Here is a 20,370-nt window from a genome sequence, read left to right as displayed (position 1 = left end):
GCCGCCTCGACGGCAGCGGCCCCCGTGACCGCTATTACTGCGCGGGCGGTTTTTGCAGCGATTGCGGCGCCACCTGCCACTGTTGTCGCTGCGGCGGCTGTTGAAGCTGCTGCAACTGGAGCTGTTGCGATTGCGACGGCTGTTGCGGTTGCTCCTGTTTCATCTGCTGCGGCCTTGGTGACTGCGGCACGGCGGGTGCAGCGGCTGTAGCGGGTGCAGGCGTCACTGCTGAAACAGACTGCCCGCTCACACGAATCTCGACGCGGCGATTCGGCGCCAGACACGCGATGACAGCAGCGGACTTGCGTCCCGGGCAGGTTGCGATCGGCGCAGTCGATCCCGCACCACGCACGTCGAAGCGCGCGGGGTTCAGCCCGCGTTCCTTCAGCGCGTCCGCTACGGCCTGCGCACGGCGCCGCGACAGGTCGCGGTTGTGCGTGACCGAACCGAAGCGGTCCGTGTAGCCGATCACCGTGACGACATCGATCGATTGCGCGCGCTTCAGATCCGTGGCGAGCGCGTCTATCGCGGTGGTGCCCTCCGCCTTGAGCTTCGCGCTGTCGAAATCGAACAGCGCATCGGCCGACAACGCGATCGGTGTGGCGGCATCGACGATGGGTGGCGGAGGCGGCGGTGGCGGCGCGCAGTGATCGAGTTCCTGATTCACCTGCACGCTCAACTTCTGCGCGCGCTCGATCGCGTCCCAGCCGTGCACCCAGTGCGTGCCGTGCGTCTCGTCCTGCTCCTTCCAGACTTCGTCGGTGAGCGCCAGCAGGCGGCCCGCCGACTCGCCTTTACATGCCGATGCCGATACCCGCGCGTTGGTGGCTTCGATAGCGCGGATCGCCTGCACCCACTTGTCGCGCGTCGGCCAGTTCTTCGCCGTATACAGCGGCTCCCACGGCGTGCTCTGGTCGATCAGGTAGCGCGCGTTGCCCAATGCCCGTTGCGCGGCATTGTTGTAGACGCGCGAAACGAGAACGTGGCTGTCCTGCCGCCCGGCGATTTCGAGGAAGCCTTCCGCCACACCGCGACGGTAGGGATCTGCAATCTTCTGCGCGGCAGGCATCAGCGCCTCAGCCTGGCTCTTGATGCTGGCGGGGAGAGCAAACGCGGCGGGTGCGGCGAACGCCGCCGCAAGCGTTGCGGCGAGCGTCACAGCAAACCGGGAGCGCACTGTTCCGCGTAATGTTGGTTTTCTCATAGATTTCTCCACGTCCGCCGCGCTTGTCGCGCGGCGGACGTATCAGGCCATCAGAAGCCGATCGTCACGCCTGCCGACGCGCCGGTGCTTGCGCCGTTGCCCGTGGCGCGCGTCACGTGTGCGTTCACGAGGAAACGATCGTTGACCCAGTAATTCGCGCCCACGGCGACGGCTGCCGCCCCGCCATAGGTGCCGGCTGCCGCCGACATCTGGAAGTTGCCTTCCGCGCGCGCATTCGGGATCAACGAAGTCGCTGCCATCGCGGCTGCACCCAGCGAGTTCATCTTGTCGTTCATCTTGTTGAACTGGCTGTCGGTGTACGAGTTCGACTGCTGGACCGCCTGGTTCACCGTGTTGTTGCTGGCGTTCGTGATCGCGTCGTTCAACTGGCCGACGTTGACTGCGTCGGTGGTTGCCGTGCCCGCTGCGACGTTCGTGACGCGACGCTGCTGGCTTGCGGAACCGACGGACACGGTGTTGTCTTCCGTGGCGACCGAGCCTGCGCCGAGCGCAACCGAGTTGTTGCCGCTGGCCGTGGAGTTCGCGCCGATTGCAACGGCGTTACTGCCCGATGCGTTCGATGCGTAGCCCGTTGCGACCGATTGCAGACCGTTCGCGACCGACAGCGCGCCCATTGCCGTGGCGTGCGTGCCGCCTGCCTTCGCCTGTTCCGTGTTGCGGTCGCCATCGCCGACGAACAACGTATCGACACCCGTGCCCGCGTTGCTGATGCTGTTGACCTTCGACAACAGATCCGCGTACTGCGAGTAGTTCACCGCGTCGGTGTCCTTCTCGCCCGCTGCAACGTTGTGGATCGTCACCGGCGCAGCACCCGACGAACCGTCACCCAGCGTGATGCTGCTGTAGTTGGTCACCGTCTTGCCGGTGTTGTCGGTGGTCGTGTCGTACGTTACGGCCGCCTTGGTCACGCCATCGGGGTTGATGATGCCCGCCGCCTTCAACTGCGCGACATTGACAGCGTCGAAGTCGCCCGTACCTGCGGCGACGCCCGTGAGAACACGCGCGCCCTTCGTACTGTTCGTGAAGTCGACGATCGAACCGTCTGTCTGCGATGCGACCGTGATGTTCCTGCTCGACTGATTCTGCGTCACGAGACCAATACCGCCTTCATTGATCTGCGTCTGCAGGTTCGTGATGTCGGTGCTGTTCGCATACACGCGTGCGTCGAGGTTCGTGATCGCGCCGCCGATCGTCGTGACCGTCGAGCCCCCCACGATGTACGTCGGGTTGCTGATCGTGCCGTCCGTCTTCACCGTCGAACCGCCGCCGATCGCATTAGCCGTCGATGCCGCCACGTTATACAGCTGCGTGCCGTTCACCGCGTCGAAGCTCGATGCGTTCACGTTGCCTGCCGCCACGCCCGTGAGCCTGCGCGCGCCCTTCGTTCCCGCGAAGTCGACGATCGAACCGTCCGTCTGCGATGCTACGAGAATGTTCTTGCTCGTTGCGTCCTGAGTCACGAGACCGATGCCGCCTTCGTTGATCTGCGTTTGCAGGTTCGTGATGTCGGTCGCGTTCGCATACACACGGTCGTCGAGGTTCGTGATCGCCCCGGCGATGTTCGTGATCGTCTTGCCGCCGATGTTGAACGTCGGGTTCGTGATCTTGCCCGTCGAAGGATCGAACGTCGAACCGCCGCCGATTGCATCAGCCGTCGATGCCGCCACGTTGTACAGCTGCGCGCCGTTCATCGCGTCGGTGCTCGATGCGTTCACGTCGCCCGCTGCCACCTTGGTGATCTTCGTGCCGGTTGCGCCTGCCAGCGTGATCTGGGACTTGGCGTCGCTGTCGTACACGACACCGAGTGCATTGCCCGAACCCGCGGCGTTGTTGAGCGCCGTCAAGGCATCCGCCACGTTGGTGTACGTGCCGCCGCCGAACGTGTACGCCGGTGCCGTGATCTCGCCCGTCGCCGTGTTGACCGACGCGCCACCGCCGAGTGCCTTGGCCATCGACGTGCCCTGCGCGAACAACTGCGAACCGTTGATGGCCTCCGTGCTCGACGCGCTCAACGCACCTGCTGTCAGACCTGTGATCTTCGTGCCGGTTGCGCCCTTCAGCGTGATCTGATCCTTCGTTGCGGTGTCGTAATCAACGGCCAGCGGGTCGCCGCTCGAAGCGATACGCGTGTCCAGCGAGGTCAGCGCGGCGGCTACGTTGACGTAGGTGTTGCCCGCAAGGGTGTATGCCGGTGCTACGACTGCACCCGTTGTCGGGTTGACGGATGCGCCACCGCCCAGGGCGCTTGCTACGCCTGCGAGCTGCGATACGTTCACGACGTCGGTGTTCTTCGTGCCGGCTGCGACGTTGATGATCTGGCGTTGGCCGCCGGATTTGGTGTTGCCGACCGAGAGGACATTGGCGCGGCCGCCGTCGTTGCTGGCATAGCCGAGCGTGACGCTGTTGCTGCCCGTAGCGATGATGTCCTTACCAATCGCAACGCCGTTGACTGCGCCGATATTCAGGTTGTTACCAATACCGATCGCGTTGTCGGCCTCGACCGAGGTGTAGTTGTTGCCGATTGCAATGACATTCGAACCCAGCCCCGAAATCGTCGAACCGATGACGACCGCTCCCACTCCCTTGGCCGCGATGTTCTGGCCGATACCCACGCCCTGCATGTCGGTGACGGTCACTACCGAGCCGATTGCCAACGCACTGTCAGCCGTGGCTTTCGCGCTCAGACCGATTGCGACGGAGTCCGTACCCGTAGCCTGAATCCCACCACCCTTCACGGTCGGACCGGCCATGAGCATCTGGTCAGGCGTCAGGCTCGACGTCTGGCCGAGCAGTTGCGGCGACTGCAGAGAAGACGACTTCAGCACGGGCTTGGTCTGAAGCGAGCTCTGCAAACCGGCGATCGCCGATGCGATGTCCGTCGTCATCTGGCCAACGGTTGCGGCGTCCGAATCGTCCACACCATCCGCCAGGTTGACGATGCGGCGCTTGGCGGTCGCGCTGCCGACTGCGACCGAGTTCGCTGCGCTGGTCACCGAACCGACACCGAGCGCGACCGAGTTCGGCGCCATTGCGCGTGCACCGGCGCCGATTGCCAGCGTTCCGTTGCCGTTTGCGAATGCATCGCCGCCGATTGCGACAGCATCGGCGCCCTGAGCCTGCGCCTGCCCGGCCGTCGAAGGTCCGAAGTTGATGTACTTGATGGCGGTTTGCAGATTGCTCGATGCACTCATGATGCCGGAGAGCGCATCGCCAACGTTCGAGTACGTGTTGCCAAGCACGGCGTATGCAGGCGCCTTGATCGAGCCGTCTGCATTCACCGAGGCCCCGGAACCCAGTGCCGCCGTCACACCCGACAACTGCTTCACGGTGACCGCATCGTTGGCGTTCGTACCTGCTGCCACGTTGACGACCTGACGCTGCGAGTCCGACGTGCCAACCGATACCGTGTTAGCACGGTCAGCCACGGCGTTCGCGCCCAGCGCCACCGCATTCGAGGCCGTCGCCGAAGCATTCGGGCCGGCCGCAACGCTGTTGACGCCGCCTGCCGATGCATCCGCCAGCGACGAGTTCACCTTGAAGTACTTCATGTTGGCGCCGCCAGCCTGGATGTTGTTGACGGCGTTGTTCAGATCGCTGACGTTGTTGCTGACGTTGTTGACCTTTGCATCTTCCGCCATCAACTGGCTCACGTTCACCGCGTCCGTTACAGCGTAGCCTGCTGCCACGTTCGTGATGCGACGTTCCTTGCCCGCTGCACCCACCGACACTTCGCCGAAGGCCGTTGCAGCCGACAGCGTTGCGCCGCCCGGTGCAAAGCCAGCCGAGCCGAGCGTCGTCGAATTCGCGGTCGAGTTCGAACCGAGCGCCACCGAGTTCGCCGTCGATGCCGTCGCCGCGCCGCCGATTGCCACGCTGTCCTTGCCCGCTGCCGACGAATCTGCCAGTGACGAGTTCGCGTGGAAGTACTTGACGCCTTCGCCGTTGTAGATGTTGTTGCTGAAGTTCTGCACCAGGTTGTTCAGGTACGTGACGTTGTTCGACACGTTGTTGACCTTGCCGTCCTCAGCCATCAACTGGCTCACGTTCACCGCGTCCGTTGCAGCGTAGCCCGCTGCCACGTTCGTGATGCGACGTTCCTTGCCCACTGCGCCCACCGACACTTCGCCGAATGCCGTTGCAGCCGACAGCGTTGCGCCGCCCGGTGCAAAGCCAGCCGAGCCGAGCGTCGTCGAATTCGCCAGCGAGTTCGAGCCCAGCGCCACCGAGTTCGACGTCGATGCCGTTGCCGCGCCGCCGATCGCCACGCTGTCCTTGCCCGCTGCCGACGAATCAGCCAGCGACGAGTTCGCGTGGAAGTACTTGATACCGTCGCCGGTGCCGCCCGTCACGTTCGCCAGACGACCATCGATGTTCGTGATCGCGCCAGCCACGTTGTTGTACGTGGTGCCGCCCGCGATGTACGTCGGCGCGCTGATGTTGCCCGTCGTCGGCGTATAGCTCGAGCCGCCGCCCAGCGCCGCTGCCGTCGCTGCGCCTTGCGCGTCGACCTTCGCGTTTTCCGACATCAACTGGCTGACGTTCACTGCATCCGTTGCCGCCGAGCCGGCCGCAACGTTGGTGATGCGGCGGTTGAAGCTGCCATTGCCCACCGACACTTCGCCCGACGCCGTCGTGCCCGACAACGTGCTGTTACCCGGGTTGTAGGCCGTCGCCGACAGGTTCGCCGTCGTTGTCGCATTCGAGCCGAGCGCCACCGAATCGGCAGCCGTTGCGCTCGCGTTATAGCCGACCGCAATTGCGTTGGTGCCCGCTGCCGTTGCTTGCGGTCCCACCGAAATCGAGTTCACGCCCGATGCCGTTGAGTCCGTCAGCGACGAGTTCGCGTGGAAATACGTCAGGCTGCCGCCGCCCTTTTTGATGTTGTTGACCGTGTCGCTCAGGTTGCTGACGTTGGCGCTGACGTTGTTGACCTTCTGGTCTTCAGCCATTAACTGGCTCACGTTCACGGCATCCGTCGCGGCATAGCCCGCTGCCACGTTCGTGATGCGGCGTTCTTTGCCCGATGCGCCTACCGACACTTCGCCGAAGGCCGTTGCAGCCGTCAGCGTTGCGCCGCCCGGAGCAAAGCCGGACGCTCCGAGCGTACCGGAGCTAGCCACCGAGTTCGAACCCAGCGCAACCGAATTGGCTGTCGTCGCGACTGCGCCGCCGCCGATCGCCACCGATTCCGCACCGCTCGCCGACGAATCGCCCAGGGCGGAATTCGCGTGGAAGTACTTGATGCCGCCGCCGTTCAGAATGTTGTTGACGGTGGTGTTCAGCGTCGTCAGGTTGTTGCCCAGACCCGTGACTGCGCCGTCGAGCTTGGCGATGGCCGTGCCGACGTCGGTTGCTGCCGTGTTCTGCACGTTGTACGTCGGCGGCTTGATCGAGCCGTCCGTGTTCACGGTTGCGCCGCCGCCGAGTGCAGCCGTTACGCCCGTGAGCTGCGATACGTTCACGGCGTCGGTCTTCTGCGTGCCGGCTGCTACGTTGATGATCTGGCGTTGGCCGCCCGTTTTCGTATTGCCGACGGAAATGACGTTTGCGCGTCCGCCATCCGTACTGGCATAACCGAGGGTCACGCTGTTGGTTCCCGACGCGACCGTGTTTGTGCCGATAGCAACGGAATTTAGCGCGCCTACGTTGACGTTGTTACCAATACCGACTGCGCCGTCGCCGTCGACTGCCGTGTAGTTGTTACCGATCGCGATCACGCCTGAACCCAGCGCGGAAGTGTTCGAACCGATTACAACGGTGTTCGTCCCCTTGGCGGCTATGTTCTGGCCGATACCGACGCCCATGTTATCGGTCACTGTGACCACCGAGCCGATGGCCAGTGCGCTATCCGCCGTCGCCTTGGCGCTCAAACCAATTGCGACCGAATCCGTGCCCGTTGCCTGAATCCCGCCGCCCTTTTGTGTCGGACCGGCCATCAGCATCTGGTCAGGTGTCAGGCTCGACGTCTGGCCGAGCAGCTGCGGCGACTGCAGCATCGCCGATTTGAGCAGCGTCGGATTTTGTACAGTCGAAGCCTGCAGGTTGGAGATGGCTGCCTGGATATCGGATGTCACCTGGCCGACCGTTGCGGCGTCGGTGTCGTTGATGCCGTCTGCAACGTTTACGATCCTGCGTCCCGCAGTGCTGCTGCCCACAGCGAAGGTGTTGGCAACGGTAGCCGCCGAACCGTAACCGATCGCCACCGAGCCAGGCGCCATCGCACGTGCGCCGAGGCCCATCGCAACAGCGCCGTTACTCGTCGCAAAAGAACCACCGCCAACCGCGATTGAATCCGTGCCCGATGCTTGCGCATAATTGCCCGATGCAGGCCCAAAGGCTATTTTGTCCGTGACCTTCGCGACATTGGCGACCGCATCGCCCACGTTCGAGTACGTTGCACCGCGCACAACGTAGGCTGGCGCACTGACGGAACCATCTGTTGCCACGGTTGCCCCCCCGCCAAGCGCGTTCGCCACACCCTTCAGCTGCCCGACTGTAGCGGGATCACTATCGCTCGTCGCACCGAGCAGTGCAGACGACTTAAGGAGCTTGGGGGTCGCCAGAGCCGAGATCTGCGCCTGGAGTGCAGCATCGCTCTGGTTCATCTGACCGACGGTTGCCGCATCGCTATCGCCAACACCGTCGGCCATGTTCACGATCCGGCGTTGAGCGGTCACCGTTCCAACGGAAACCGTATTGGCAGCATTCGTGGTCGAACCAACGCCCAATGCGACCGAGTTCGCCGCCATCGCGCGCGCGCCCGTGCCGATTGCTATCGAGTTGTCCGCATTTGCGAATGCGTCGCCGCCGAGCGCAATCGAATTGTTACCCGACGCCTGCGCCTGGTCAGCAATGCTATCGCCAAACTTGATGTACTTCACGTTCTGAACAAGGTTCGCCGTGCTGCTCGAAATATTCGACAGCGCATCACCCACGTTCGAGAACGTATTGCCATACACGGTGTACGACGGCGGCTTGACCGAGCCGTCCGCATTCACCGCTGCACCGCCGCCCAGCGCCGCCGTCACGCCGCTCAGTTGCGACACGTTGACGGCATCGTTCGGCGACGTGCCGGCCGTGAGATTGGCGATCTTCGTCGCGCCGTTCGCGCCCTGCAGCGTGATCTGGTTCTTCGACGTATCGTCGTAGGCGACGGCAAGGGGGTTATCTCCGCCCTTCGAATTGTCGAGCGCCGTCAGCGCCGCGCCGACGCTGTTATATGTGCCCTTGGCGACGACGTACGTCGGATTCGTGATCGCGCCCGTCGTCGAATTGAAGCTCGAATTGCCGCCCATTGCTGCGGCAGTGTTCGCGCCCATCTGGTTGACCTTCGCGTTTTCCGACATCAGCTGGCTGACGTTCACCGCATCCGTCGCGCTATAGCCTGCCGCCACGTTGGTGATCCGGCGCTCCGTTCCCACGCCGCCGATCGACAGTTCGCCGCTCGCGGTTGCCGCGGACAAAGCGGCGCTGCCAGCGTTGAAGCCCGCCGATCCAAGCGTGGACGATCTCGCGACGGAGTTCGATCCCAGCGCAACCGAGTTCGAACCCGTCGCGCTCGCGCCTGTGCCGAGCGCGACCGAATTATTGCCCGATGCGCTCGCCATGGCGCCCTGTGCAATCGACGCGGCACCCGAAGATACGGCCGCTACGCCCACGGCAATACTCTCCGTGCCCGATGCCAAAGAATCGGTCTGCGTCGAATTGGCGTGGAAATACTTGACGCCGTTGGCGCCCCCAATGTTATTGACGACATTGCTGAGGTTGGACACATTCTGATTGGTCGCGTACAGCTGCGAACCATTGATCGCGTCCAGGCTGCCCGACGTAACTGCGCCGCGATCCAGGCCGGTGAGCAGCACGTTGCCGTTCGACGCCGTAGCCGTCATCACGTTCGATGTCGTCTGCTTGCTATTATTGAGATAGAACGTTGCTTTCCCCGACGTCAACACCAGTGCCGACGACGATTGCGCGCCCGTTGTCTGTCCGGAGTCAAGCACGGCATAGGTACCGCTGAGACCCGTAACCCAGCTTCCGCAACCGGTCCAACTCGACGACGCCGCTCCGTAGGTCCGTATCCCAACCTGATCGCTGAGACACAGGACACTCGCAGAAGCGGATAGCGAAAATGCCGAGAGACAGGCTCCCGCAACAACCCCTACCCGGAACGACCGCGGCAGTTCGGCAGCGCCATCCCTTTTCGAGCCGCCCTTTGTCGTCGCAGTCGCATTCTCGTGAGCAGCAACCCATGTTTGCGTCGACTCATTCCATACTGACCGGTACACCTTATTCATTCGTCATCCTTATTTTATTAAAGATATTTCCCATACACCCGTCTACAACCGTGTGGCCTTCACAGCGAAGCACTCATTGCATCGGACGAGGATTCTCCGTTTGCCGTCACCCGGTGACGACAAAGGAAAAATCCACGGTGCTTAGTCGTGCAACAAACGGGAATTGCGCGACCAACTGATTGAATTTCAGATCAATTGAAGACAGTCAATTCGCCGGTGACGAACGGTATGGGAGACGACTAATCGACGGAAATAGGATCAATCCCAATAGGAACGTTCGAAATCAAATATCGAAGAAAGCCTACATACATCCCTACAAATCTCCATTTGATGTAGGCGCTATCCTTCAAAAATCGTACGATGTCGACTTTAGTAATCTGGATTACTAATGACATCATTTAACAGCCATCCAACAGTGAAATATCAGGCGTGAAATAAGTGCTGCGAGGCGATCGCGTTGTCCAGGCGGTCAAATCGGACCGCTCTCAGGCAAGCTTCAGATTGGCAAATTGGGAATGGTTAAAACCGGCAATGCCGACGCACGGCGGCGCCGCATGTCTAGCTGAGCAACTCGTGCGGGCTGATGCACTCGCCGCCCCACGCGTCGGCAAGCCGCGCGCAGCGCCCGGTGCGCACCCCGCTGTCATGCTCGAAGTCGACGAACTGGACACGGTCGGCCGCCGCTGGGCGCATGGGCGAACCGCTGCTGCGGCCATCCGAGAAAATCCATAGACAGCGTTGCTGTGCCGGATGCTTGCGCGCCGCCCGTTCGAGCAGCGCAGACGCCGTTTCGATACCCAGCACGAAAGGCGTGCCGCCACCGCCACCTACAGTCGCGAGCCACCGCTCGTTCCACCAGCGCGGCACGGCAGGACCGAAGCGCACCTCCGCCCCAACGCCGCCAAAACACACCAGCGCAACCTCCGCGCGAGTCGCGCGCGCCTGATCGAACAGCGCGACGAGCAGTCCTTTGGCGAGCGCCAACCGTTGACCCGCCAGCATCGAATGGGAGCAATCAAGGACGAAGCAATGCAGCACGCCGCCGCGTGCCTCTTCGTGCACGAACCGTAGGTGTTCGGGCTGTAACGAAGCATTGCGCTTCGCCGCGAGCGTGCGTGGCCATGCAATGCGTCGCGCGCCGGCCGAACCGCCTCGCGTCGCATCGCCAGCGCCTTGCCGCCATCGAAAACCGCTGCGCATCGCGCGCGCGGCCGCGCTCTTTCGATGGCTCAGCGTTTTTTTGCGTTGAGGGGAATGACGCCTTTCACGCGCGTGATACCTGTCGGTTCAGGCGGAAGGTAGCCGTAGTCGGTTTCTGACGAAGTACTCGCGCTATCGGTCGAGGTAGCTTCGTGAGATGAAGCGGAAGACGCGGAAGACACCCCCTCCGGCTGCTCAGCATCGTCTTGCAGACGGCGCCGATGCACCAACACCGACTCAGACACCCGGTCGACATGCGCAACCGTCACAGCATCGGCCTGTTCGAGCGCGGCCAGTGCACGCGCCGCGCGCAGCATCACGAGATCGGCGCGTAGTCCGTCCACACCAGCTGCAATGCACAGCGCACTGACATGCGCATGCACTTCATCGTCGAACGAAAGGCTCGGCAACGCGGCCCGTGCATTCCGAAGCCGCGCGACATACGCATCCTGCTCCGCCGCACGTGACGCACGAAATGCAACCGGATCGAGATCGAACGCAAGCCGCGCCTTGACGATGGCCTGACGCGTCTGCGCTTCGTAACAGTTCGCCAGTTCGACCATCAAACCGAAGCGGTCCGTCAGTTGCGGACGCAGCTCACCCTCTTCCGGATTCATCGTGCCGATCAGCACGAAACTCGCATCATGCGTATGCGAGACGCCATCGCGCTCGACCGTGTTCACGCCGCTCGCTGCCGCATCGAGCAGCGCGTCGACGAGCCCATCGGGCAGCAGGTTCACTTCATCGACATACAGCACGCCGCGATGCGCCTTCGCGAGCAATCCCGGCGAAAAACGCACCGACGCATCGCGCAACGCCGATTCGATATCGAGCGTGCCGATCAGACGGTCCTCGCTCGCGCCGAGCGGCAGCGTCACGAACTGGCCTTCGGGCAACAACTCGGCCAGCGCGCGCGCCGCCGTCGATTTCGCCGTCCCGCGCGGACCGCTGACCAGCACGCCGCCGATGCCGGGATCGACGGCCGCCAGCAGCAGCGCCTGCTGAAGCGGCGCCTGACCGATCAGCGCAGAAAACGGAAACGCCGCACGCCGCGCGCTGGCTTCACTCATGATCGTGATCCTTCGATGTGCTGTTCGCTATCCAGCAGATGCTGTTCGACCTGCGCGCGATACTCGCCCGGCTGTTGCCATAGTCCACGCTGCATCGCTTCGAGCAAGCGCTCGCAGACGCCATGCAGCGCATACGGATTGTGCTCGCGCATGAACTCGCGCGTATCGGCGTCGTTCAGATACGCATCCGCGACGAGCGCGTATTGATGATCGGCGACCACGCGCGCCGTCGCGTCGTAGCCGTACAGATAGTCGACGGTTGCAGCGATCTCCGCCGCGCCTTTGTATCCGTGACGCTTCACGCCATCCAGCCACTTGGGATTCACCACCCGCGAACGGATCACGCGCGCAATTTCTTCATGCAGCGTACGAACGCGCGGCGCATCGGGGTTGCTGTGGTCGGCGTGATACACATGCGGCTGACTGCCCGCGAGATGCCGCACGGCCGCCGTCATGCCGCCTTGAAACTGGTAGTAATCGTTCGAATCGAGCAGGTCGTGCTCGCGGTTGTCCTGGTTCTGCAATACGACATCCATGGCCGCGAGACGCGTGCCAAATGCGTGCCGCGCCTCTTCGCCGGCGCTTTTCTGCGTGTACGCATAACCGCCCCACGACAGATACGCGTCCGCGAGATCGGCATCCGTTTGCCATTGCTGCGTGTCGATCATCTGCTGCAAGCCCGCGCCATAGGCACCCGGACGCGCGCTGAACACGCGAAAGCCCGCGCGCCGGCGGGCTTCGTCGGGCGCGACGCCGCGCGCGATCCACGCATCGCGCTCGCGCAGCACGCGCGCGCGAATCGGGTTCACGTCCTGGGGCTCGTCGAGTTCGGCAACGGCTTGCACGGCGGCATCGAACAGATGCATCACGTTCGCAAACGCGTCACGGAAGAACCCCGACACCCGCAACGTGACGTCGATACGCGGACGATCGAACGCCGCAATCGGCATGATCTCGAAGTCCGTCACGCGATGACTGCCCGGCGCCCACTTCGGCCGCACGCCTAGCAGCGCGAGCGCCTGCGCGATATCGTCGCCGCCCGTGCGCATCGTCGCCGTGCCCCACACGGAAAGACCGATCGCGCGCGGATAGTCGCCATGCTCCTGCACGTGCCGTTCGATCAGCGTCTGCGCGGACTTGAGTCCCAGCGACCACGCGGCTTGGGTCGGAATGGCGCGGGTATCGACGGAATAGAAGTTGCGGCCCGTGGGCAGCACGTCGGGACGCCCGCGCGACGGCGAGCCGCTCGGGCCCGGCGGCACGAAACGCCCTTCGAGTCCGCGCTTCAGGTGCATCAGTTCGTGCGGACCGCATGCGTCCAGACGCGGCAGGATATCGTCGCGCAGGCGTTCGAGCACACGCGCGGCTTGCGGCAGTTCTTTTATGGTTGCGAGCGCGTCAGGCGACATTGCGCACATGTCGTCGAGCAACGAAGCTGCGAGCAGTTCGAGCCGTTCGCGCGTGTCGCCGTTGTGTCGCCAAGGTGCGTCGCTGACCCGTTGCAGCAGCACAGGACGTGGGCCATCCCACACCGCCGACCAATCCGCCGACAACGGATCGAACAGATGATCCACATTCAGATCGCGCGCCAGCGCGTCGATAATGCCCGCCTTCGCACCCTGCCCATCGCCTACGGGAAAGCGCCCGAGCGCGAGCAACGTGTCGCGCCGCTGGATACCTTCAGGCGACTGCCCGAAGGTGTGCAGGCCGTCACGAATCTGCGCTTCCTTCAGCTCACATAGCCATGCATCGACACGCGTCAGCAACGAGTCTTCCGCGTCGGCATCGCTCGGCGCTTCGAGACTCAACTCTTCATGGAGCCGATGCTTGACGATCGTGTCGAGGATAGTCCGCCGCAACAGCTTCGCGCGGCGCGGATCGACCATCAACGCGTCATAGTATTCGTCGACCTGGCGTTCGAGATCCTGCAACGGCCCGTAGTTCTCCGCGCGCGTCAGCGGCGGCATCAGATGATCGACGATCACGGCTTGTGTACGCCGCTTCGCCTGGCTGCCTTCGCCCGGATCGTTGACGATAAACGGATACAGATGCGGCAGCGGCCCGAGTATCGCATCGGGCCAGCACGCATCGCTCAGCGCGACGCTCTTGCCCGGCAACCATTCGAGATTGCCGTGCTTGCCGACATGCACGACGGCATCGATATTGAACTGATAACGCAGCCAGAAATAGAACGCAAGATACGCGTGCGGCGGCACCAGTTCGGCGTCGTGATAGCTCGCGTAGTCGTTCTGCTCTCGCGAACGCGGCGGCTGGATGCCGATGAACACGTGCCCGCATCGCCAGCCCGCAATCATGAAGCGACCGCGCCGCACAGTAGGATCTTGCTCAGGCGCGCCCCACTTCGCGTTCAACGCGTCGCGCAGAGACTGCGGCAAGCGCGCGAACTGTTGCATGTAATCGCTCAACGCAAGGCTTTGCAAAGCGGGCCGCAGATCGCGGACGACGGGATCGTTGGTCACGCCTTGCGTCAAGGCGTTCATCAACGCGCCGCCGCTCGAAGGCACGTCGTCGATGCGATACCCTTCGTCGCGCAGCATCTTCAGAATGTTCACGACGGAGGCTGGCGTATCGAGCCCGACGCCATTACCGATACGCCCTTCGCTCATCGGATAGTTCGCGAGGATCAGCGCGAGCTTCTTGTCCGCATTCGACTTGACGCGCAACCTGCACCAGCGCTCGCTCAACTCCGCGACAAACTCAACGCGTTCGTGATCCGGCTGATAACGGACCACATCCACTTCCGTATGCGGGCAGCGATACGCGAGCCCTTTAAAGCTTATCGCGCGCGTAATGATGCGGCCATCCACTTCGGGCAGCGCCACGTGCATCGCGATGTCGCGCGAATTGAGGCCGTGATTGTCGTTCACCCAGTCTTCGCGATTGCCGCCGCTCAGAATCACCTGCATCACGGGCGCGTCGCCCGCCAATGCGAGCGGCTCGGGGTCGTCGATGGCGGAGGCGGCGAATGCCGTCGTATTCAGCACCAGCGCGATACGATGCTGCGCGGCGAGTTGCTGCACGACATCGCGGCTGATCGTGTCTTTCAGCGACGTGATCGCGACGGGCAACGGGTTCATCCCGCGTGCTTCGAGCGCGTCGATCAACGCATCGAATACGGCCGTGTTGGCCGCCTGCAAATGCGCTTTATAGAATAGGATCGCCACGACGGGCGCGTCGGGCTTCCAGCGCGCCTGCCAGTCTTCAATCGTGGCAATATCACGCGCCGGGTGATACAGCGCGGCAGCCGGCAACGGACTCGGCGGCGCAGGCTCCTTGCCCCAGCCGAACCCGCGCCACGCAATGCAGCGCAAGAACGATTCGGCGTTATGCGCGCCGCCTTCGCGCAGATAGCGCCACAACTGATGGCACAGGTCCGCGTCGGCCGTGCTGCGCGCGAGCAGGTTGGGGTCCTCCTGCAAGTCGCCGGAAAACATCGCGAGCGTCTGCTGCCTGCGCTGCGCCAGCGCCACGACCTGTTCGATCCCATACGGCCAATATGCCTCGCCGCCCAGATGATCGACGACGACGACGCGCGCATGCTGCAACACGTCGTCGAGGTAAAAGTCCACCGAAGCCGGCTGCCGCAGATACGTGACGTTCGCGAGGCGCACGCTCGGAAAGCCGTCGCCCAGGCGCGGCACGACGCTCGCAAGCAGCGACAGCGTGGTGTCGGCGGAACTGAGGATCACGATATCGGCCGGCTTCTGGTCGATACGGATCACGCCCTTCGTATCGTCGACGAAACCGCCAGGGACGGTGCGCAGCAGATGCATCGCGGTGCCTTCAGGTGCCTTAAGGTGACTTAAGCCTGTTGCGCCTGAGCGCTCAAGGCTGCGTCGAGCGCGCGTTGCAGCACAGGCTGATCGAGGTCTGCGCCGATCAGCACGAAGCGGCTCAGCGGCGACGCATCGAGTTCGCCCGCCTGCCAGCGCCGGTCGAAATAGCTGTCGAAGCGCCCGCCCACGCCCTGAATCACGAGACGCATCGCCGCGTCCTGCAACGCGGCAAAGCCTTTCACGCGATAGATCGTGTGGCCTTCGACCACCCGCTGCAGCGCCGCGATCATCGCCTCGCGCGTAGGCGCGCGCGCCGTGACGACGACGGAGTCGAATTCGTCGTGGTGATGGTCGGCGTGCTCGGGATCGTCGGCGGAACCGTGATGATCGTGGCGCAGATGAATCGTGTCTTCCGAAGCCGATTCGAGCCCGAGCAGCGCATGCAGATCGAGTTGGCCCATGTGCGCGCGCACCACCTTGACCTGCGGCGGAATCTCTTCGCGGATGACGGCTTCGACGCTCGCCTGCTGCGCTTCGTCGAGCAGATCGGTCTTGTTGAGAATCACGAGATCGGCGGCCGACAACTGGTCTTCGAACAGTTCATGCAGTGGCGATTCATGGTCGAGATTCGGATCGGCCTTGCGCAATTGATCGACGGCGACGGGGTCTTCGGCGAATTGACCGCTGGCCACAGCCGGACCGTCCACGACCGTCACGACGGCATCGACGGTGAAGCTGTTCTTGATGGACGGCCAGTTGAAGGCCTGTACGAGCGGCTTCGGCAGCGCGAGGCCCGACGTTTCAATCAGCACGTGATCGATCTGGTCGCGCCGCTCCACCAGTTGCTCCATGACGGGGAAGAACTCTTCCTGCACGGTGCAGCACAGGCAGCCGTTGGCAAGCTCGTATAGCTGGCCTTCCGTTTCGTTGCCGTTTTCATCGCAACCGATGCCACAGCCCTTGAGAATCTCCCCGTCGATGCCCAGCTCGCCGAACTCGTTGACGATCACCGCGATGCGCAGGCCGCCCGCGTGCTGAAGAATGTGACGCATCAACGTCGTTTTGCCGCTGCCGAGAAAGCCCGTGACGATCGTCACCGGAATCTTGCGCATCTGTGTCTGCATGATGGCTCCGCTGCTCGAAACAGGTTCGAGTGACCTCCGCATTGCGCGCCGTCCGGCATGCGCTTTTGCGAGGCTTCAGTGATACATGGGGACGAAAACGGCGCCGCATGCGCGTCGCGCCACCCGAACGACGGGACGCGCAAGCACACTGCGACACATGAGGAACAGTCGACACGGTGCCGCATCCCCGCAGCATGGCGTCGTTTTCTCGGGCCGGTATCCGGGCTGATGAAAGCGCCGCCTCTCCTTCCCGCGCGAGCGTTTTCGCGCAGTGGATTGTCTGCATGGGCCGCTATTGGACGCACATGCAGCGAGGCCGGCTCTGCATCGTCTGCGCGATGCCTTCACCTACCGTTGCGGGGAGCAGCATAGTTTGGCCGGCGGCTGTGCGCACGGCCCGCTATTTCCCGTTTAACTGCGCGCGCAGAGAGCGCACGCGAGCACCAGAGTGCGTGCGAGTTTAGGCCCGGCGGCAGGTAGCGTCAAGGTGAGACGACGACATCAGGGTTGGCCGATGCCGTCGTTCGGTTGCGTGGATCGCAATAGAGAGGGTCCGCCGGCTGCCGCCCTGCGACAGCCGTGGAGAGGCACGACTCAGTGGAGACTGAGTGTGAAATTAGTGCGCAGTAGCTTGCGGCGTGACTTCGATAGCCGTCGCCGACACGAAAACCGCGTGGATCGTGTCGCCGACGTGCAGATCCTTGAGGTCGAAATCCGGCGTGACCTTGATGACCTGCGTCTCGTAGACACCGCGCAGTGTGAGCAGGCGTTTCGCCGGGTCGATCTTCTGCACGGTGGACAGCGTTTCGACCTGATGCAGCGAGTCCCGGCCGTCCGAGCCGCGCACCGTCACCTGCGCATCGACACGCTCACGGATGCCCTTGCCGGCGGGGTCGACCTTTTCGGCCTGGACGAGCAGTGCATTCTTGTACAGCACGTCGACCTTGTCACCTACGCGCAGCTTGTCGAACCCGGGCATCTTGCCGTCCACCAGCATCGTGACCTCGATGCCGTCCTCGCCCTTCAGCGTGACTGCGCGGGCGCCTGCGTCGATGGCGATGATGCGCGCCTTCAGGTGCACGGGCGGCGCCGCTTCCACGAGCTTATCCGCGTCCCGTGCGAGCGAGTCTGCGGCTTGCACTGAGGTCGCCGTGAGCATGGCCGCCAGCAATACCGACGCAATCGCTGTTATTTTCATGTTGATTTTCTCCCTAAAGTTAATCTGCCGGTTCGACGGCAGATGCAGTCAAAAGCGGTGCCCGGCACCGCCAATCCGGATTGGCGTGAAATTTAATTAGGTATCCGATATTTGATACCGGAAAAACGGTCATTCCACTTCCGGTCACTATAAATGACCACCCTTAGGATTTACTACCGACAACACTTGAAAACAGTTTTCGAACTTCTTGGAACACGGTGAGAATCGTCGTCGGGCGAGCCCGTCGCACGGTCCCGCGCCGCCCGCCGGCAGGGCGTGTGTGCTATCGTATCGGCGCATCTGGTGCCCCGCGCTGGCTCGAAGGCCGGCGGGGTTAAACGGGAAACAGGGAAGCGCCTTCACATCGCGGCCGCAACACGGGCGAACCACGCGAAACATGAAGCCGCCAAGCCTGTGCTGTCCCCGCAACGGTCACGCGGCGAGCGGAATGAAGCATGTTTCGCGCAGTGCGTTCAAGGCCACTGCCTGCCATCCGCAGGTGGGAAGGCGAACGCGATGAGCCGCCAGCCCGGATACCGGCCAGTTGCAAGGGGGCGAGAATCTCATCGCCATTCGCTGGAACCGCGGGAAACGGATACCAGCGCCCACGCGCGGCACCGGCTCGAGCAGCCGTCGCGCGTCACAAGCAACATCGCATGACCTGTCACATTCAAGCGCCTGCCCGTGCAGCGGCGCCCTCCTCGCCATGAGCCGCGCCTGGCTGATCGGCGCCGGCCCCGGCGACGTCGAACTGCTGACGCTCAAAGCCGCGCGCACGCTCGCGCTGGCCGACGTCGTGCTGGTCGACGATCTCGTCAATCCCGAGGTCCTGCAGTTCGCGCGCGACGACGCGCAGATCGTCCATGTCGGCAAGCGCGGCGGACAGCAATCCACACCCCAATCCGAAATCGTCGCGATGATGCTCGATCATCTGCGCGCGGGCCGCAGCGTCGCGCGGCTCAAGGGCGGCGACCCATTCGTGTTCGGCCGCGGCGGCGAAGAGCAACAGGCGCTGCAGGCCGCAGGGATTCACGTCGAAATCATCAGCGGAATCACGGCGGGCATCGCCGCGCCCGCTGCCGTCGGCATTCCCGTCACGCATCGCGACCACGCGCAGGGCGTGATCTTCGTCACCGGCCACGGCGCGGGCGAGCACGAGGCGGACTGGCGCGCGCTCGCCGCCACCCACATGACGCTCGTCATCTACATGGGCATGCGGCGGCTCAACGAGATCGTCGACGCGCTGCTGCGCGCCGGCATGCCGCCCGACACGCCCTGCGCCGCCATCGAATCGGCGACGCGCCCCGAGCAACGCCATGTCCGCGCGACGTTGAGCGAGTTCGTGCAGCGCGTCGCGCAGGCGCAGCTCGGTTCACCGTCGATCGTCGTGATCGGCGGCGTCGCGTCGCTCGCGGCGCCCGTCGATGCCGTGCTCAAGCCATGAAGGCGCTGATCGCGGGCATCGGTTGCCGGCGCGGCGTATCGGCCGAACAGATCGAAGCCGCCGTGCGCGACGCGCTTGGCGGCACGCTGCCGTTCGCGGCGCTGACAGCGGTTGCTTCCGTCGATACGAAAGCCGGCGAGCCCGGACTCATCGCATTCTGCGCACGGCACGCGCTGCCGTTGCAAACCTTCACGCGCGCGGCCATCGCCGCGCTCGATGCACCGGTCGCCCCATCGCCGCATGTGCGCGCGCATCTCGGCGTCGACGGCGTTTGCGAGCCGTGCGCGCTGCTCGCCGCGCCAGGCGGCGAACTGCTCGTGCGCAAACAGACCAGCGACGGCGTGACTGTCGCCATCGCGTGCGCTGCCGCACACCCTCATTCCACCGACACAACCAGAATCAAGGAACATCGATGAAGACCGATCCCGAATCGCATGCACGCATGACGCAGCGCCGCCGCGAAGGCCACGAAAAGAAGCAGGCGCAGGCCAACGTCGAGAAGGGGCTGCTGATCGTCAACACGGGCACGGGCAAGGGCAAATCGACGGCGGCCTTCGGCATGGCCGTGCGCGTGCTCGGCCACGGCATGAAACTCGGCGTCGTGCAGTTCATCAAGGGCGCGCTGCATACATCCGAGCGCGATTTTCTCGGCGCGCAGGCGAATTGCGATTTCGTCACGATGGGCGACGGCTATACCTGGAACACGCAGGACCGCGAAGCCGACATGGCGACGGCGCGCAAGGGCTGGAACGAGGCACGCCGCATGATCGAAAGCGGCGAATACCAGATGGTGATTCTCGACGAGCTGAATACCGTGCTGAAGTACGAATATCTTCCGCTCGAAGAAGTGCTCGACGTAGTGAACGCGCGGCCGCAGATGCTGCATGTCGTCATCACGGGCCGCCACGCGCCCGACGCGCTGGTCGACGCCGCCGATCTCGTCACCGAGATGCGCCTCGTCAAGCATCCGTACCGCGAGCAGCATGTGAAAGCGCAACGCGGCGTGGAGTTCTGAACG

At 63.6% G+C, this 20,370-nt stretch carries 10 protein-coding genes, 1 pseudogene and 2 riboswitches; of the genes and pseudogenes, 3 read left to right on the top strand and 8 right to left on the bottom strand.

The genetic code is table 11. The features are described 5' to 3' along the window. Positions 1-34: 34 nt before the first annotated feature. The 8 genes and pseudogenes from C2L66_RS21675 to C2L66_RS21645 all read right to left on the bottom strand — a co-directional run bounded on the left by C2L66_RS21675 (position 35) and on the right by C2L66_RS21645 (position 17,908). On the bottom strand, positions 35-1,204 hold the full coding sequence (locus C2L66_RS21675; RefSeq protein ID WP_060603037.1) for an OmpA family protein: 1,170 nt from the start codon (positions 1,202-1,204) through the stop codon (positions 35-37). A 50-nt stretch (positions 1,205-1,254) separates the two neighbouring features. Next, positions 1,255-9,225, bottom strand: coding sequence for a YadA-like family protein (locus C2L66_RS21670; protein WP_233445024.1), 7,971 nt, complete (start codon positions 9,223-9,225; stop codon positions 1,255-1,257). Between the two features lie 210 nt (positions 9,226-9,435). Next, positions 9,436-9,519: pseudogene (locus tag C2L66_RS42380) on the bottom strand (ESPR domain-containing protein); the annotation flags it as partial. 558 nt (positions 9,520-10,077) lie between these two features. Continuing rightward, on the bottom strand, positions 10,078-10,719 hold the full coding sequence (locus tag C2L66_RS21665; protein WP_060603044.1) for a vWA domain-containing protein: 642 nt from the start codon (positions 10,717-10,719) through the stop codon (positions 10,078-10,080). Between the two features lie 29 nt (positions 10,720-10,748). Further along, the gene (locus C2L66_RS21660; RefSeq protein ID WP_060603046.1) at positions 10,749-11,789 is read right to left on the bottom strand and encodes an ATP-binding protein; all 1,041 of its coding nucleotides are present in this window, start codon (positions 11,787-11,789) and stop codon (positions 10,749-10,751) included. Beyond that, positions 11,786-15,583, bottom strand: a complete 3,798-nt coding sequence (gene cobN / locus C2L66_RS21655; protein WP_060603049.1) for a cobaltochelatase subunit CobN — start codon at positions 15,581-15,583, stop codon at positions 11,786-11,788. The genes C2L66_RS21660 and cobN overlap by 4 nt, the downstream gene beginning before the upstream one ends. Before the next feature lie 29 nt (positions 15,584-15,612). Continuing rightward, positions 15,613-16,710, bottom strand: coding sequence for a cobalamin biosynthesis protein CobW (gene cobW, locus C2L66_RS21650; protein WP_060603052.1), 1,098 nt, complete (start codon positions 16,708-16,710; stop codon positions 15,613-15,615). Positions 16,711-16,904: 194 nt separating this feature from the next. Further along, positions 16,905-17,173, bottom strand: a riboswitch (cobalamin riboswitch). Between the two features lie 153 nt (positions 17,174-17,326). After that, positions 17,327-17,908: a hypothetical protein gene (locus tag C2L66_RS21645; RefSeq protein WP_054934678.1), complete on the bottom strand. Its 582-nt coding sequence runs from the start codon at positions 17,906-17,908 to the stop codon at positions 17,327-17,329. Between the two features lie 284 nt (positions 17,909-18,192). After that, a riboswitch (cobalamin riboswitch) is annotated at positions 18,193-18,467 on the top strand. 147 nt (positions 18,468-18,614) lie between these two features. On the opposite strand from C2L66_RS21645, the gene cobA reads away from it, so the two are divergent. From cobA to cobO, 3 genes are read left to right on the top strand one after another with little or no spacing between them, the layout of a single operon-like run. Next, positions 18,615-19,352 carry a uroporphyrinogen-III C-methyltransferase gene (gene cobA / locus C2L66_RS21640; RefSeq protein ID WP_060603055.1) on the top strand — a complete coding sequence of 246 codons (738 nt, stop codon included), beginning with the start codon at positions 18,615-18,617 and terminating at the stop codon, positions 19,350-19,352. Then, on the top strand, positions 19,349-19,768 hold the full coding sequence (locus C2L66_RS21635; protein WP_060603058.1) for a cobalamin biosynthesis protein: 420 nt from the start codon (positions 19,349-19,351) through the stop codon (positions 19,766-19,768). The genes cobA and C2L66_RS21635 overlap by 4 nt, the downstream gene beginning before the upstream one ends. Continuing rightward, positions 19,765-20,367 carry a cob(I)yrinic acid a,c-diamide adenosyltransferase gene (gene cobO, locus C2L66_RS21630; RefSeq protein WP_060603061.1) on the top strand — a complete coding sequence of 201 codons (603 nt, stop codon included), beginning with the start codon at positions 19,765-19,767 and terminating at the stop codon, positions 20,365-20,367. The genes C2L66_RS21635 and cobO overlap by 4 nt, the downstream gene beginning before the upstream one ends. The last annotated feature ends 3 nt before the right edge of the window (positions 20,368-20,370 follow it).

This window comes from Paraburkholderia caribensis, assembly GCF_002902945.1.
GTDB classification, from domain to species: Bacteria; Pseudomonadota; Gammaproteobacteria; order Burkholderiales; family Burkholderiaceae; genus Paraburkholderia; species Paraburkholderia caribensis.
Note: the sequence above shows the minus strand (reverse complement) of the source record. Positions and strands in the feature narration are given on the sequence as shown.